Consider the following 17121-nt stretch of genomic DNA (forward strand, 5'->3'; position numbering starts at 1 on the left):
TATTGTATATCAAATATAAATATTTGAAGAAACCGACTTTCGAAAATTATGTGAATAAAAAATTAGAGTATTTATATTAGATTTCGTTTACTACCAACTTCTTCTTACTTAAATAAACTGCACGATCTGATTTTTTAGCAACTTCCTGTGAGTGCGTCACAACAATAATGCATTTATTTTCTTTATGTGCAAGTTCTTGAAACAGTTCTATTATATCCATTGCCGTTTCTTCGTCAAGGTTTCCTGTCGGCTCATCCGCAATCAGTAAATCAACATTACAAGATAACGCTCGAGCAATTGCTACACGCTGTTGTTGCCCGCCACTTAGTTGCAGAACGTTACGTTTCGCTTCTACTTCTGTGAGTCCTACCTTCTCTAATAATTCTAATGCCCTTGCAGTTTTATTTTGCACTTTAACACCTGTAATTTCCATTGCTGTTAGGACATTTTGAAGAGCAGTCATATAGGTAATCAAATTATAAGACTGGAAAATTACAGATACATTTTGATTACGGTATCGATCCAAACCAATTTTCCGAATATCTTTTCCGTTATACAGTACGTAACCATTTTTAGGGACATCCAGTCCACAACCTAAGCTCAGAGTTGTGGTTTTACCAGATCCAGATGGTCCTAAAATCGTGTAGAAATGCCCTTTTTGAAAAGAAAAATTAACATTATCTAATATCGCTACATTTTTGCCATTACTTTCATAGTAATAGTCCAAATTTTTAAATTGTAAAATCGTTTCCATATCGAGCCTCCTTATTCATCTTTTAAAAGAATTTGTTTTGGGTTTAAACGTAGAATAGATAATGCTGGAAGAAGCGTTGCTAATATAGCAATAGCTAGTCCTATCCCTCCCATTTTGCCTACATCTTCTCCTGTTACACTTACATCAATTTTATCAATCGGATCCTCTTTTTGATTTTGTACAGTTCCACCAGGTCCAGACATCATTACAGTCCCATTTTGCGGGGTGTTTGTTTCTTCGCTTGCTGTAGCAACTTCACTTGAAAGTAAATTATCCCCTATATATTGAGAAACTTTAGCTCCTGTTGTTATGGATAATCCAAATGCTAAAATAGCGATACATACTACTTCTACTACAAACTGCGCCATCAGCTTCCACTTTTTTTCTCCAATGGACAATAGAATCCCCATTTCTTTACGACGCCCTTTAATCGATAACATAATGATTAACCCTAATATAATCGCACCTGCAATTGATACAATATAAATAATCATTTGAGAAGTAGATGAGATATTTTCGATAGGCCCAATCATTTGTTTGTACAATGAATCATGTGCATCTAATTTATAATAATTAAAATTAATATTAGATTTTTTTGCTTCTTTTTTAAATGCTTCAATGTTTTGTGGGTCTTTCAAGAAATACACGACTTGAACGCTACTTATACCTTGGTCTACTTCTAATTTTTTTATAGTTGAATGCGGCATATATAGTTTATTAGCTGGATCCATTATAGGAGGGGCCTGTTGACCCATTGCTTGCTCATTCGTTTCGTAAATGCCGATAATTTCAACTTCAAGGGTTTCCTTCTTATCCCCTGATTGCATTTTAACTTTGTCTCCTACTTTCAAATTGTTTAATTCCGCTAATCGTTTTTCCATTAAAGCTACATTCTGATCTTTCATCTGTTCTGTAATTGGTTTCCCATCAATGATTTTACTTTTTCCGTTCTTAAAGCTTTCTTGTAATGCAGTCTTGCGAACTCCCTCAATCATAAAGGAAGCATTCATATCTATTTCTGTACCGGAGCTTGAACCGCCTCGTACAGCCGCCATTCCCGTTTTACCCTTTCCTTCTTCTTCTCCTTCTGAAGCTCCTACTAGTTTAAGTCCATCCGAAATTCCGAAAGTATTGCTTATGTAATTATAGTCTTTTACATATTTTGACTTCGCTAATTGATCTGCTTCTTTCGTGTTGAGCTTCGGCGGATTAGGCATCTCTCCAGTTTCCCGCGCTTGTTGACCTAATTTGTCAAAATCAAGACTTAAAGTAACATCTGCACCTAGTTTTTTTCTTGCTGCATCCGCAGCTTTTTTGGATGCATTTTGGATTGCAAATCCTGCCAACACTAAATTTGTAACAATTAGGAAGACTGCCATCAAAATTAATGATGTTCCTACTCTTTTTTTCATACTGAGAATTGCTCGTTTCATAAAGTTCATTTTTTCTTACCTCCTTGATAACTTATATTCTATATAGGTTATCTAGAGTCTATATGGAGCTAATCGGTAGTTTATCTAGAGATATAAGGAGTTTATGTGTAGTTGTTCATTGACCTGGTCAAAAAAAACCGGAACACATATTCAAAAGACGTAATCGTTTTTGAATATTGGTAAGGAATCACTCCATTTAAGGCACTTATAGAAAAAAGAGTTAAGCTTTATTTAATGTATATAACATACGAATTTTTCTTTATTGTGCAGTTTTTACACAATAAAGAAAAAGCATCCTATTTGGATAGTTATATGGGTATTTATTAATGTATTTCATAGAAAGCACGTCACTTCAAAAGGTGTACCTTTTAATACGAAAAAAAGAAAGTTAATATTCTCTTATAATAATGAGAATATTAACTTTCTTTTTAGATTTTAGTATAAATTATTTATGGTTTTATTTTATTGCTAGTTTTATAATATAATATACAAATTTATCACCTATTTTTATAATTCAAGCACCTAATATTAGGAAAAGAGAACATTTGATAAATTGATATTCTTCTAGAAATACATTTAGATTATTCATGATGTATAATCCTTTTAATATTTTATAATTAATTTACAGCATAAATAAAACAAAAATTTTGCCCATGTTTTAAACAATATGTATTTTGGAGGAGGTTAATTTGATTTTTTCAAAACTCATTGATCGATACGCCTTGTATGATTTGCACAAAAAAAGAAGTGTAGAGTTTCAGTATGCTTCTCTTTCTAACACTTCACTAGATATAAAGGACATAGATTTATTTTATAAAGTAAAACCATCTGATATTCATTTTAACATTAAGCATTCAAAACAGGAAAAGGAATACATGGTTGGACAATTCAAGTATAAAAGCTCGGTTCAATCTGGTGATTCACGCAACGACTCTGTAACTGGAGAAATATTCTTACATAAAAATGAAGATGCACCTCATGTCATCTTTGTTCATGGTTGGAGAATGGATTCTAACGAACGTGTAAAAAAAATATTTCACGACCATATGACCAACTTGAGGTGGAATATGTATTATTTCACTCTACCATATCACTTTGAAAGAAAACCCAAACAATCCCTTTTCAGTGGAGAGTACATGGTAAGTGCCAATATTGAACGAACTGTAGAAGCAACTAGACAAGCGGTAGCTGATTTACGAACTTTGATCAAATGGGTTAAAGCAAATAAAAATGGTCCCCTGATTCTAATAGGAATCAGTTTAGGTGGGGTTATTACTAACCTAACAGCTCTTGTTGAACCAGAGATTAATGTTTTAGCATCCATTTTCTACGCGAATCGACTATCTTATTCAATTTGGAAGACAAATCCAGGTAAATTTATTAGAGAAGACTTGGAACATCATGGTATAACGTATGATGATTTAATAGATTATTGGAAAATCACTGAACCGAGTCAAGCATTACCAAAAGTAAAAAAAGAAAATATTTTATTAATTTCAGGCAAGCACGATCTATATGTGCACTCTGAGGATACGGACTACTTGTGGGAATCCTGGGAAAGACCTACACGATATATTTATACATGTGGACATGCCGGGATTGTTCTTAAACGTAAAAAAATTGCAATTGATACTATCGATTTTATTCGGAATCGATTGAACCCCCCACACTTACCCAATGACATGCAGTAAGACGGGAGATTACTAAGTACAGAATCTTATACTTGCAATGTTTCATTTTATACCAAGCTCATTTTTAAATCTTCCTTTCTACTGGTATCTCCCTTAACCTTACACGATTGGAAAATGAAATAAAATATAGGAAATAACTAAGAAACAAACTCTCCATATGGAAAAGCGCTACTCATCATTTTCACCAGTGGCTCCTTTTTATCAAAAGAAATTATTGTTGTTTACCCTTTATATGCAATATTACATATAAAAATCTTTATTTGTTCTGTTATAATTTTAAGAGTAAATTATTCATCCATTAATTTACACCATCCATATCTACAGTTATGGAAACCCTAATTACACATAAAAAAGAGAAGAACATTGGTGAGTTCTTCTCTTTTTGTTTATTTTTTTAAGATTAATATCTAAAGTGATTATTGCAATTACTTTAAGCTGGCTTTTGAATTGTAAATTCTGATTTTCATACCTCTTCATGAGTCTAGAAAAAGAAAAATGTATTTTAGATAATTTTATAAATAAATACAAAAATATCTCCCCCTACTGTTACAATAGCAACAATCTCTTGTTTATTTTTCTTATTAAATTGTAATATAATTACAGTATGTGAAATTATACTAATTTAACTTTAAAAGCGAAGTGAAAACAACCGTCACTTCGCTTTTTGCATTTATAATCCTTATTTAATTTGCTCAATTCAGTATACACTTTCACATTATTTGCTTTTATTTAATCGGCTTTTCTGATTTTAAAACAAATGAACTTAATGCAGGAACTTTAATTTTATTGTCATGGACAACATAAAGTGTTTTACTTCCCGCCTGCTTACCGTCTACTAGTACTTTCCATTGACCTTTCGATGGGAGCGTTATGTCAACCGCTTCTCTATTTGCATTGTGAGCCACCATAAAGTATTCAGTTTTATTCCCATTACCCTTTCCATCTATTGTATAAGCTACAACATTTTTTGGAGCATCAATAAAAGATATATCCTTTTTAATTTGCTCTGCAGATGTCATTCGAAAAGCTGGGTATTTTTTGCGTAAATCTATTAAGCCCTTCATATACTCTACTTCATTATTATACGCTGCACGGCGCAACCAATCCATTTGGTTAATTGAATCAGTAGATTTGTAACTGTTATGATCACCATACTTTGTGCGCATAAACTCTTGTCCTGCATGTAAAAATGGAATACCTTGCGATGTTAATAAAATAGAAGAAGACAATTTATGCATTTGTTTTCGCACTTCTTCGCTTTCACCTGAATTAGTCAACTCAAGTTTATCCCATAATGTATGATTGTCATGTGCTTCCACATAAGTTAGCACCTGCTCTGGATCTTGATAGGTAGACGAATTTGTATCATAGTCAATACCTGCTGTAATGCCTTTTTTAATACGATCTTCCATATTTTGCTTTCCATTTACAAAACCATTATCTGTATCCTCAAATACACTGCCTTTCAATCCATCACGTATATTATCGTTAAAATGAGCAATCCCTTTCATTTTCTCTGCATTTTTTTGATTTGCTTTCAACTCAGCGGCAAGAGGTGTATTTAAATCCCAGCCTTCTCCATGCAGAATAATAGAAGGATCAATTTGATTAACACTTTTACGTATCTCATTCATCGTTTCAAAATCATGAATACCCATTAAATCAAAACGGAACCCATCTAAATTGTATTCTTTTGCCCAGTATGTGACAGAATCCACCATAAATTTCCTCATCATTTTTCGTTCTGAACCGGTATCATTTCCTACTCCAGTTCCATTTGCAAATGTTCCATCTTCATTGTAACGATAATAATAACCTGGAACTAACTTATGAAAATTAGATTCAGCGGCATTATACATATGGTTATATACTACGTCCATCACAACACGAAGATTATTATCATGCAGTGTTTGAATCATTTGCTTTAATTCCGTTATTCGAACAGTCGGCTCATAAGGATTTGTAGAATAGGAGCCCTCTGGGACGTTGAAATTTTTCGGGTCATACCCCCAGTTATATTGTGGTTCGTTTAAAGTTTCTTCATTTACTGAAGCATAATCAAATATAGGTAAAAACTGAACGTGAGTAACACCAAGATCTTTAATATGATCAAGCCCTGTTTTTACACCTTCAGGCCCTTTTGTTCCTTTTTCTGTTACACCTAAATATTTTCCTTTATGCTTAATACCACTTTCAGGTTGGATGGAAAGATCGCGTACATGCAATTCATAAATAATAGCATCTTCCGGATTTTTAAATTTTGGCTTTTTATTCGCTTTCCAGTTTTTCGGATTTGTTTCTTTTAAATCAACGACTACACCTTTATCTCCATTTACAGAAGCAGCACGCACATACGGATCAACCGCTTCAGTCCACTTATCACCAATTTTCACCTTATACGTATAAAAGAGACCTTTTTGGTTCCCTTTAAGTTCTGCTATCCAAGTTCCTTTTTCACCTTGTTGCATGTTTATTTCAGTACCTATTTTATCGCTCCATTTTTTATATGTAACTAACTTCGCTTCACTCGCAGTAGGAGCCCATAAACGGAACTTTGTATGTTGTGGAGTATATATATTCCCTAGATCATTACCACCATAATAAAATAAATTATCAAATTCCTCGCTACGAATGACTTTACCGATTTCAGTATTCGCATCAGCGAAGTTTTCTATTTTAACTTTGTATGTTTGTTTTAAATCAATTTTCTGTTCCGTAATTATTTTAACTTTATTAGTAATATCCCCACCATTTGTATCAAAAGGACTAATTCCCTTAATTTTAACGCCCTCAATTTCAATTTTCTGTTCCTTAATATTAAACGGAACATTAGTAGTTACAGTGATTTCATTGAAACTGTCAATAGTAGCTTTTTGAATAGAGAGTTCAGAAGAAGGCTTAGAATCATATACTTTTTCATCGCCTGAAAGGACCCATACTTCAGCACGACCGTCCTTTATATTTTCAATCCAGCGATCACCACCATCTTTTTCCCATTCATTCGTGCGAATTATAAATCCTACACGATTATAGTCACCATCTATTTTTATCTTAGCGTACTTTCCAAATTCATCTTCACCAGTAAATTCATAAGATTTACCATTTGCATTTTCTCCCCATATCCAAAGATTCCAGTCTTTTGTATTTCCAGACTTCTCTTTGTAATGAATGATAATTTCAGTAGTTTTCGAATTTGAAACTGCCTTCACACTCTGAAAAGAGAAAACAGATGATAACATAACGATAATGGTAAGTAATAAAAACGATTTGTTAATTAATCTTTTTGTAATTCGCACCACATACACCCTTTCTTTAAATATTACGAGCGATTTATTATACTCATACTAAATAACACTGCTTAAATTAATCTAGAAATCTCTTTTACTTCACCTCCATATTTGCTATTTTCACATACGTATTTCAATGATCTTTTAATACGAAAGCGTTTGCATTAAAGATTAAAAAAATAGATTTGTTTATACCTTATTATATTTGTAAATACTAAAAGATCAGGGAAATCATTTTAAAGCAATCGTTTGTTATCGCTTTCATTCTATAGCACTTACTACTAAGAGGTCAATATATTATTAATTTTCTGTTTTTACTAATTTCATTTATGGTTAAAGTCACAACTTATTAAAGTTAGACAGAGTGAATAGTATTTAAATTTGAAAATAAACTTATCTTCTAGACAAAATAAGTTTATTTCCGCTAATGCCTTGCTACATTACAAAAAAACAGCTAATATCATATCAAGATATTAGCTGTTTTTTTAATGTATTAATATATGAATAAGAACTATACTTCTAACTTACTTAATTATACAACTTATTTAAACTTATATTTCGGATATGAAGTTATTTGTTATTTTGTATTTTTTTAATCGGTACAAATAAAGCACTGATTTTTCGATAAAACTGGTACATTCACTTGCAATGAACAACTTGATAAATATTGCAAAATATGAATTTCAGCTTGAATAGCTTCTGTACTTTTTTCTTCTTTTTCTACAAATCTAAGGAAAAAATGCTCACCATTATTTTGAAAAATAAATACAAAATTTGAGCTAGCACGCATGTAATAAAGAGTACCTTCATCGTATTCCCAGTTTGTTAAAATATTTTCAGCAAAAGAACTTCGCCATTCTTCATCAACAGTTACGACCACTTTTAACATCGTACTTAATTTCATCATACAATCCACCTCATCACGTTTTTAAACAATGTGGAAATGTACTTTATGTATGATGTATAAAATACTGCTTATTACTTATTAATGTATACACCATCAATTATGTGAGAAAGATCTAGATGTATTTCCACATGTTTCTCTTTTAAAGACTTCATCCGATCTACTCACCTCCTTTTATTCGTTAAGAAAATTATAACAATTAAGAACATGTTCTATCAATCAAACATTAAATAAATGTAAAAAATCACCCTATTCATTCATTTTTAATGCGTATGTATGTACATTTGTTAATTTATTCGATATATTATGGGTATTGAATGATTACGAAAAATTTATAGGTCGCTTATATAACACCTTATATTTTTATATCCGTGAAAACTACAAAATGTATGAAATTCCATTTGTCAAATGAATTTAATGCGGAAGGAGGTTTGTGGTTATTTCATCGGGATATAATAATCGGTTTTATTGAACTGATAAAAATACAGGAGGCGACATGATGTTTCGTACGATTTCAAACTTTATGAGAGTGGCTGAGATAAGAAACAAAATTCTTTTTACACTAGCGATGTTAATTGTTTTTCGAATTGGCACGTTTATTCCAGTTCCTCATACTAACGCAGAGGTATTAAAAGTACAAGATCAAGCCAACGTTTTAGGCATGCTGAACGTATTTGGCGGAGGAGCACTGCAACACTTCTCAATCTTTGCTGTAGGTATCACACCATATATTACAGCTTCTATTATTGTACAATTACTACAAATGGACGTTGTACCTAAATTTACAGAATGGGCAAAACAAGGAGAAATGGGCCGCAAGAAATCAGCTCAATTCACTCGATACTTTACAATCATTCTCGCATTCATACAAGCCATTGGAATGTCTATTGGCTTTAATAATATAGCAGGCGGACAATTAATAACAGATCCAAGCTGGACTACATACTTATTTATTGCGACAGTTTTAACTGCTGGTACTGCATTTTTACTTTGGTTAGGTGAACAAATCACCGCTAACGGCGTCGGTAATGGAATCTCAATGATTATCTTCGCAGGTCTTGTTGCAGCGATTCCAAACGTTGCAAATCAAATTTATTTACAACAATTTCAAAACGCAGGCGATCAGTTATTTATGCATATCATAAAAATTGTCTTAATTGGACTTGTTATTTTAGCAATTGTTGTAGGTGTTATTTACATCCAACAAGCTGTTCGAAAAATACCTATTCAATATGCAAAAGCTGTTTCAGGAAACAATCAATATCAAGGAGCAAAAAATACTCATTTACCTCTTAAAGTAAATAGTGCAGGTGTTATCCCTGTCATCTTTGCTTCTGCCTTTTTAATGACGCCGCGTACAATAGCGCAGCTCTTCCCTGATTCAAGCGTATCTAAATGGATAATTGCGAACTTCGATTTCGCACATCCAATTGGAATGACACTTTATGTAGGTCTTATCGTTGCTTTCACATATTTCTATGCATTCATTCAAGTGAACCCTGAACAAATGGCTGAGAATTTGAAAAAGCAAAATGGATACGTACCTGGCATTCGTCCAGGTAAATCTACAGAACAATATGTAACAAAAATTTTATATCGCTTAACATTTATTGGCGCAATTTTCTTAGGAGCAATTTCAATATTGCCACTTGTATTTACGAAAATCGCTACATTACCGCCATCTGCTCAAATCGGTGGTACAAGCTTACTTATCATCGTAGGTGTAGCATTAGAAACGATGAAGACGTTAGAAAGCCAACTTGTGAAACGTCATTATAAAGGATTTATAAAAAAAGTGAATTAATTACGAAAACACACTAGATATCACACTTGTTATCTAGTGTGTTTTTTATTATAAAAACTTATTTTTCAAAACTACATTTCCTTCTTCAATAACTTCCCTTGCTTAAAATAAACTCCAAGTGTAGTACGATTCGCTAAAAATACACCAATCAAGATTAAACAAGCTCCAATACCCATTGCAGGATTTAAAGGCTCTCCTAAAATGATATATCCCACAATAACAGCGATTAATGGTGATACATATAACCACGTTGATGGAAATACTGGATTTGTTTTTGATAAGAGCCAGTAGTATAAGCCGTGTCCACCAATCGACCCTACAAATATGAGATATAAAATCGGCCATTGTACATTCCAAGATATTAAGATTGCTAGATTTGGCTGTTCAAATGCAATAGATACAATTAATAACAAAATCCCACCATAAAACATTTGAATACCGTTAATTAGAAATGGTGATACGCCCGATAAATCTGAAAGTATTTCTTTTGAATGAATAGAACCTATTCCGTAAAATAACTCTCCCACTAATATAACGAGGCAAGCGATGCTCCATATAAATGTTAGTTCTTGATGCAGTCCAGGTAAAGAAATACAAAAAACACCTACAAGTGCTATAACTAAAGCAACGAGTTGTTCTTTTTGTAATTTCGTTTTATTTCGCCTTGACTGCCATAACAAAATCATCATTGGTCCCGTCGCAGAAAGGACAGCAGCTAAGCCAGAAGAAATATGTTGTTCAGCCCAGTACAATGTTGCAAATGTCATAAATGTTAAACAAAAACCAGCGTACATAATACGCTTTGAAAATAAATACGGCATAATTTCTTTTCGTTTTAACTTAAATATAACCATAAGAATAATCCCCGCCAAAAAGAAACGAATTCCTGCCGAAAACAAAGGTGGTGCACCTGCTTCTATTCCGAGCTTTATCGTTAAAAATGTTGTTCCAAAAATGATACATACTAAAATGTAATTGAAAATGACCATTAAGCTTCCTCCTTTTTACTCTTGAAATGAGTATAGAGGATACGGTGTATAACAGTGTATTAGCGCATATAACAGTTGCCCACAGTTATAGTTGATTACTAGCATATTTTTCGCTTTAATAAAATTAAAAAGAAAAATAGGTGATGTCATGAAGATTGTACTACGTAAAGAATCCAACATACCCTATTATCAACAAATATATATGCAAATTGTTGAGAGAGTGCAAAACGGAATGCTTTTACATGGTGATTCCCTCCCTTCTTTACGCTCTATGGCCGTGGATTTGCAAATTAGCTTATTAACTGTTCGTAAGGCATATAAACAGTTAGAAACGAAAGGTTATTTACGGATTGAGCAAGGAAAAGGTGCTTATATATATAAACGTGTAAAGAAAGATTTCAAACCAATTCCATATCAATGGCAACAAACGAAATCCATCAATGTTATGCGTTCTCAATATGTAATGAATCAACATCGTAAATATTATGATTTTTCACAAGCGATCTTGTATCCACGTTTATTACCAAATCCATTTCTATCTGATGAAATGCACAAATTACTTAATAAAGACCAGATGATACTAGCTACTTACGGACCTGTTCAAGGCGATAGTGAGCTCCGAGGTGAAATAGCCAATTACTTAAAAGAACACCAACAATTAGTTACAGATCCATCTCAATTATTAATTACAAGCGGAGCCCAGCAAGGAATCAATTTAATCGCCCAAACATTATTAAAGCCTGGAGACATAGTGTTAGTAGAAAGTCCGTGTTATAGCGCTGCACTTGATGTGTTTGTTAATAAAGGAGCTCAAATTATACCTATCAGTCTTGATGAAAACGGAATTCGCTCTGATTTGATCGATGATATTTGTCAAAGAAAGAATCCTGTTTTGTTGTATGTGAATCCTACTTTTCAGAACCCGACAGGTACTGTGATGAGTAAAGAAAGACGCATGGAGATTGTAGGGCTAGCAGAGTTATACCAATTTTTTATACTTGAAGATGATTCTTTCGGAGAAATATATTTTGAGGATGCTATAGTACCACCTCCAATGAAAAGCTTTGATACGAATGGTCATGTTATATATGTAAAAGGATTTAGTAAGACGTTAGCACCAGGACTTCGCATTGCAGCACTTGTAGCCGAAGGACCTATTTTTGAATGGCTTTATGCAGTAAAGGGTTCAATGGATATTGGCAGTCCTTTATTAACACAAAAAGCACTCCTTCCCTTTTTACGTGCAGAACGTATGAAAAATCATTTAGAAAAATTACGTACAGCTTTACAAATAAGACGTGATATAACAATTGATATATTATTGCCATTAAAAGAAATACAGTTTGAAATACCTAATGGCGGATTTAATTTATGGGTTACACTTCCTGACTCAATCGATCCCTTTACATTACTACAAAAAGCTAATGAAGTAGATGTTTCTTTTTTACCCGGCACAGCTTGTCTATTAAATCATGAAACTCAATGTAATCACTTGCGAATTAGTTATTCAATGTTAAATGAAAAAGATATGTTGATTGGTTTAGAGAAATTACATGATACAATAAGCAATTTTAAATAGTCTTTTCATCTCCAATATACTAAGAAAAGCAAATGCCTCAAAACAAAGAAGATGTACAATTCCTTTGTTTTGAGGCATTATAAAGTCCTAATTTGACCAATTTTTTTAGTTTTAAAGCCATCGATTAAACTTCCTGATGTATATCCTCTTTATAATCTGAGTAACTAGTGCATACATTGTTAAAATTCCCAATAACCACAGAAAATAATAAAACGGAAGTGGAGTTAAGCCAATTTGAGCACTTAAACTGGTAAATGGAAGGGAAATCCCTATAATCATAACTAAGCCTGTAAGTACCAAAACTGGCCCAGCAGCCGTACTTTGTAAGAAAGGAATATGTTGAGTACGAATCATATGTACAATTAATAATTGTGTTAATAACCCTACTACGAACCAACCCGTTTGAAATAAGGATTGCATTTCAGGAATATTTGCACCAAATATATTCCACATTACAATAAAAATGATTATATCAAAAACACTACTTACCGGCCCAATAAAAATGATAAAGCGAAATAAATCTTTTGTATCCCAATTTCTTGGTTTTACTAAAAATTCATTGTCTACTTTATCCCATGGAATTGAAAGCTGGGATAGATTATATAGTAAGTTTTGACATAATATTTGAATTGGTAGCATTGGAAGAAAAGGAAGAAATGCACTAGCAATTAATAAACTTAATACATTTCCAAAATTTGAACTTGCTGTCATCTTAATATACTTCAGTATATTTCCAAACGTTGTCCGACCTTCCACTATAGCATCTTCTAAAACATGTAAATTCTTTTCTATAAGTATAATATCTGAACACTCTTTAACAATATCATCTGCTGTATGGATAGATACACCAACGTCAGACTGTTTTAAAGCAAACACATCGTTAATTCCATCCCCCATAAACCCAACTGTATGACCATTCATTTGAAGTGCCTTAATAATACGGAATTTTTGACTAGGATTTAATTTTGCGAACACACTTGTTTTACTTGCAAGTTTTACTAATACTTTATCAGGAAGACTATCAATTTCATAACCCAGTACTGGTTCTCCTATATACAAGCCCATTTTCCTACATATATTTCTTGTCACGGACTCATTATCACCAGTTAAAATTTTCACTTGTACTCCTTTCTTTTGTAGAGTATGAAGTGCAGCGATAGCCGATTGTTTGGGTGGATTTAAAAAGCCTACATATCCAACAAGTATCATATCTGATTCATCATCAATTGAGTAACTCCCCACTTTATCACTCTTTAACTGCTTATATGCAACTGCAATAACTCGCATCCCTTTTTCCTGCCAGAGTTCAATTAAGTGTTTATTTTTACGTTGGATTTCATCTGTAATAGGAATAATCTTATTATTTTCTTTTATATAACTACAAATTGATTCAACTTCTCTAACAGCACCTTTACATATCATTATTCGTTCGTTAGCATTTTTTTCTACAACAACTGAAACTCGTCTTCGATCAAAATCAAATGGGTATTCATCTATTTTTGTGTATTGAGATATATCATATTTACTACTATCTCTTACATAACGCATAACCGATAGATCAATTTCATTTTTATATGCTGTATGAAAGTAACCATTTAAATACGCTAATTTCAAAACCTCATCCGACTTCTCCCCATTTGTATCTGTATGGCGTACCAGGTCCATTTTATCTTCTGTCAACGTTCCTGTTTTATCGGTACAGAGAATATCCATAGCTCCGAGATTATGGATAGAAGATAGTTGTTTTACAAGTACCTTCTTTTTACTCATATTAATAGAACCTTTAGCTAAATTAGCGGTTACAATCATTGGAAGCATCTCTGGAGTAAGTCCAATCGCTACAGCTATAGCAAATAAAAATGCCTCATACCAATTCCCATTTATAACCCCATGTATCATCATGACAATAGGTGTCATGATGATCATAAATTTAATTAATAGCCAGCTAACTTTGCTTACCCCTTTATCGAATCTAGAATCAGATTTCTTGTTCAGTTTGAACTGATTCTTTGCTATTGAACCAAAGTAAGTATCTGTTCCAGTACCTACAACTATTGCTTTTGCGGTACCACTTATAATATGGGTTCCCATAAAACAGAGATTTTCTAATTCAATTAAATTTTGGATTTTTCTAATTTTACGTTTTTTGTACATAAGGAAATATTGATTTGATTTTTCAATAGGTAATGCTTCCCCTGTTAGTGATGATTGATTTACAAGTAAATTTTCCGATGAGATAATTCGTACATCTGCAGGTACAATATTCCCAGCAGATAATTCTATAATATCCCCTGGTACAAGATTCTCAAGAGCAACTTGTACCTTTTCACTTTCTTCTAATACCGCCCTCTTATTTTCTTTATGTAAAACATTCCCCGCCCTGAGAACGGTTACCTTTTCATATACAAGATTTTGTAATTTTTCTATAGACTTCTGAGAACGAATTTCTTGTATGAACCGAATTAACGCACTTACAGCCACCATAATCCCTACAATAATAGTACCCTTTATATCATTAGTAAGAAAAGATAACATGCCTAATATTATTAGAAGAGAAATAAACGGACTTCTAAAAGAATTAAATAATGTTATATACCATTTTATTCTTTTTTGATAAACTACTTTATTTTCCCCATATACTTCAAGCCGCTTAGTAGCTTCCTCCTGAGAAAGTCCACGAGACGTTGTTTTAAAAAAAGCTAACGTCGACTCAACATCACTTTTTGCAATTTCACTTAGCATTTTATAATTTTTGCTTAGTACTTCCTGATTATAAAAAGATTTTTTTTTATTAGATCGCAACAACTTAACCTCCTATCCATTAAATAAAATCCCCCTGTTTTTTCAAAATATAATTTTAAAACTACATTTTTAAAATCACCCTGAATTTTCAATTAAATTTAGAAGTGCTATTGCACTTAAATAGTATTATTCTCACCGTAAAAAGTAATTTTTATTTATAAGTTTCCTCTTATTAGCAGCAAAACTTTTGAATATAATGTGGTCTGTCGCTAGTATAGTAGTGTAGATTCTTCATTTATTATTTTTGAAGTTCGTTTGCAAACTTGTTAGCACTTTTTTATATTCCCTCTAATACATACACCTTCACAAAAACATCATACTTAGCTGCTAACTCTTCCAATTTCTTTTCTCTGTATTTTGTAATCGTAAAAAAATGAATAATCGGCATTTTCCCGTTATATTTCTGTTTATAAATTCATGTGAACTCTTCGTACTTTTTTAATTTCTCTTCATTCATTTTCATTTTCTGTGAGCGATTTACTTTAATTGCATGGAGCACGCCTTCTTCATCTCGACATTTCACATACGGAATAATTTTCTTTTTCTCTCCATTCTTCCTGAAGCGTATTTCTGTTTCTACTTGCCAATCATCTGGACAGAATAAACGTAACCATGATTCGTTCCTTAGTAATGCATGCGCAAGCTTTCCTCTTGATACAACCTTCCCATCATCACCAAACTTTGCATGCCCTTCTTTTGTATAGTCACGCATTAGAATTTGGCTTTTCCCGACAGAAGTTGTAGCAGGAATATATTTCTCCGAATTATGGCTGAAGTCAATTCCGTTGCTATGTAAGTGCAATTCCTCTCCGTTCTTACCGAAGCTTTGTTTTAAGTGTTTAAGAGAGTAAATGGCTAAATCTCCGATAGAATGTATTCCCTTTCGGTTTAACTTTTCTTCTGTTTTGTGCGGAATTCCCCGAAATTTATTAAGTGGTCGTTGTAGCTTTGAAATAAAGTTACGATATTTATAAAAAAGAAACGATGCTTTATTCCTTCAAATTAAAAATTCTAAGTGAGTTTTGATTAAACATTTTACAAAATTCGTATAATTATTAAAAAAGTAGGAATCCATTTTGATCAATCTTTTTTCAAAACGGATTCCTTTTGTCTCTTATCAATATTCATATGTTACAATAGTATCAGTAGTACCGGCAAAACCATCAAAACAATTAGAGCAACCACCGCCACCACAACCGCCACAACCACCACAACCAAAACAACTAAAGCAACCGAAGCAACCAAAACAACGGAATCCACCACAACGAAATCCACCACAACGACCACCGCCACAACGACCACAACCGCCACAGCGACGAGCATCATCTTCAATATAGTAATATGGATATTGGTTTTGCTGGTCCCAATACACAACATTTCCAGACTGATAATCATTAAGGCTTAACAATTGTAGTTCTTGTTGAAAATTACTCATTTTCATGCCCCCCGTTTATAAACTAAAACCCCATCGATGTTTTCCTATATTTCCGTTCGCTAAATCTAAGTAGAAATAGCGCTATAAACTAAGTTCAATACGTACACCAACAAAATATGACCTATCACTAGATGATGCAGCTTGTTCATATGCCTATTTTTAGGTTATTTTTACTATGGGCTCATTTTTATAAACGGAAGGGGGAAAAATTCCCGTGACACCTTCCAAATTGATTTTTACACTCTTGAGCAATTTTAAAAGAGCGAAGTACTATAGTTAATAAACCAGTTAATATGATCAGTACCCCTATAATACCAAGCTTCTCAGATACAATTGACATAGTAAAATCAGTATGAGGCTTAGGTAAAAAACCTTCCTTTTGAATTGTAATGATAAGCGAAAACACCAACGGATAATCTATTAACTTTAATACTTTTTTTCAT

The 17121-nt window shown here is 32.8% G+C and carries 10 protein-coding genes and 3 pseudogenes; 3 read left to right on the forward strand and 10 right to left on the reverse strand.

The window, feature by feature from the left end; translation table 11 throughout:
• Positions 1–76: 76 nt before the first annotated feature.
• Together MR109_RS15515 and MR109_RS15520 are read right to left on the reverse strand one after the other, a co-directional pair.
• Positions 77–754, reverse strand: coding sequence for an ABC transporter ATP-binding protein (locus tag MR109_RS15515; RefSeq protein WP_002172100.1), 678 nt, complete (start codon positions 752–754; stop codon positions 77–79).
• 11 nt (positions 755–765) lie between these two features.
• Positions 766–2196 carry an ABC transporter permease gene (locus MR109_RS15520; protein ID WP_242272824.1) on the reverse strand — a complete coding sequence of 477 codons (1431 nt, stop codon included), beginning with the start codon at positions 2194–2196 and terminating at the stop codon, positions 766–768.
• A 680-nt stretch (positions 2197–2876) separates the two neighbouring features.
• On the opposite strand from MR109_RS15520, the gene MR109_RS15525 reads away from it, so the two are divergent.
• Entirely contained in the window at positions 2877–3878 is a 1002-nt protein-coding gene (locus MR109_RS15525; protein WP_242272826.1) for an alpha/beta hydrolase, read from the forward strand.
• A 725-nt stretch (positions 3879–4603) separates the two neighbouring features.
• Here the strand turns inward: MR109_RS15525 and pulA are convergent.
• Both pulA and MR109_RS15535 read right to left on the reverse strand, forming a co-directional pair.
• Positions 4604–7174, reverse strand: coding sequence for a type I pullulanase (gene pulA / locus MR109_RS15530; protein WP_242272828.1), 2571 nt, complete (start codon positions 7172–7174; stop codon positions 4604–4606).
• A gap of 583 nt (positions 7175–7757) precedes the next feature.
• Positions 7758–8072, reverse strand: a complete 315-nt coding sequence (locus MR109_RS15535; RefSeq protein WP_242272830.1) for a hypothetical protein — start codon at positions 8070–8072, stop codon at positions 7758–7760.
• A 496-nt stretch (positions 8073–8568) separates the two neighbouring features.
• On the opposite strand from MR109_RS15535, the gene secY reads away from it, so the two are divergent.
• A complete protein-coding gene (secY, locus tag MR109_RS15540) occupies positions 8569–9873 on the forward strand; it encodes a preprotein translocase subunit SecY (RefSeq protein WP_002172094.1) in 1305 nt (434 codons plus the stop codon).
• Positions 9874–9944: 71 nt separating this feature from the next.
• Here the strand turns inward: secY and MR109_RS15545 are convergent, their stop codons facing one another.
• A complete protein-coding gene (locus MR109_RS15545) occupies positions 9945–10862 on the reverse strand; it encodes a DMT family transporter (RefSeq protein ID WP_242272832.1) in 918 nt (305 codons plus the stop codon).
• Positions 10863–11010: 148 nt separating this feature from the next.
• Here MR109_RS15545 and pdxR point away from each other — a divergent pair, with 148 nt between their 5' ends.
• A complete protein-coding gene (gene pdxR / locus MR109_RS15550; protein WP_242272834.1) occupies positions 11011–12441 on the forward strand; it encodes a MocR-like pyridoxine biosynthesis transcription factor PdxR in 1431 nt (476 codons plus the stop codon).
• A gap of 111 nt (positions 12442–12552) precedes the next feature.
• Here the strand turns inward: pdxR and mgtA are convergent, their stop codons facing one another.
• From mgtA to MR109_RS15575, 5 genes and pseudogenes are all read right to left on the reverse strand, one after another.
• Complete coding sequence (mgtA, locus tag MR109_RS15555; protein ID WP_242272836.1) at positions 12553–15246, reverse strand: magnesium-translocating P-type ATPase; 2694 nt, start codon at positions 15244–15246, stop codon at positions 12553–12555.
• 274 nt (positions 15247–15520) lie between these two features.
• Positions 15521–15940 (reverse strand): annotated as a pseudogene (locus MR109_RS15560) (replication-relaxation family protein); the annotation flags it as partial.
• Positions 15935–16192 (reverse strand): annotated as a pseudogene (locus MR109_RS15565) (DNA polymerase thumb domain-containing protein); the annotation flags it as partial. The pseudogenes MR109_RS15560 and MR109_RS15565, both read right to left, overlap by 6 nt.
• Before the next feature lie 168 nt (positions 16193–16360).
• Entirely contained in the window at positions 16361–16678 is a 318-nt protein-coding gene (locus MR109_RS15570; protein WP_242272838.1) for a heterocycloanthracin/sonorensin family bacteriocin, read from the reverse strand.
• Positions 16679–16901: 223 nt separating this feature from the next.
• Positions 16902–17066: pseudogene (locus MR109_RS15575) on the reverse strand (FtsW/RodA/SpoVE family cell cycle protein); the annotation flags it as partial.
• Between the last annotated feature and the right edge of the window lie 55 nt (positions 17067–17121).

It is taken from the genome of Bacillus cereus group sp. BfR-BA-01310, assembly GCF_022664325.1.
GTDB lineage: Bacteria > Bacillota > Bacilli > Bacillales > Bacillaceae_G > Bacillus_A > Bacillus_A paramycoides.

Excerpts from the sequence above, each read along its gene's own strand:
- MR109_RS15515 (WP_002172100.1), bottom strand. The coding sequence starts at position 754 with ATGGAAACGATTTTACAATTTAAAAATTTGGACTATTACTATGAAAGT.
- MR109_RS15520 (WP_242272824.1), bottom strand. The coding sequence starts at position 2,196 with ATGAACTTTATGAAACGAGCAATTCTCAGTATGAAAAAAAGAGTAGGA.
- MR109_RS15535 (WP_242272830.1), bottom strand. The coding sequence starts at position 8,072 with ATGATGAAATTAAGTACGATGTTAAAAGTGGTCGTAACTGTTGATGAA.
- secY (WP_002172094.1), top strand. The coding sequence starts at position 8,569 with ATGTTTCGTACGATTTCAAACTTTATGAGAGTGGCTGAGATAAGAAAC.
- MR109_RS15545 (WP_242272832.1), bottom strand. The coding sequence starts at position 10,862 with ATGGTCATTTTCAATTACATTTTAGTATGTATCATTTTTGGAACAACA.
- pdxR (WP_242272834.1), top strand. The coding sequence starts at position 11,011 with ATGAAGATTGTACTACGTAAAGAATCCAACATACCCTATTATCAACAA.
- MR109_RS15570 (WP_242272838.1), bottom strand. The coding sequence starts at position 16,678 with ATGAGTAATTTTCAACAAGAACTACAATTGTTAAGCCTTAATGATTAT.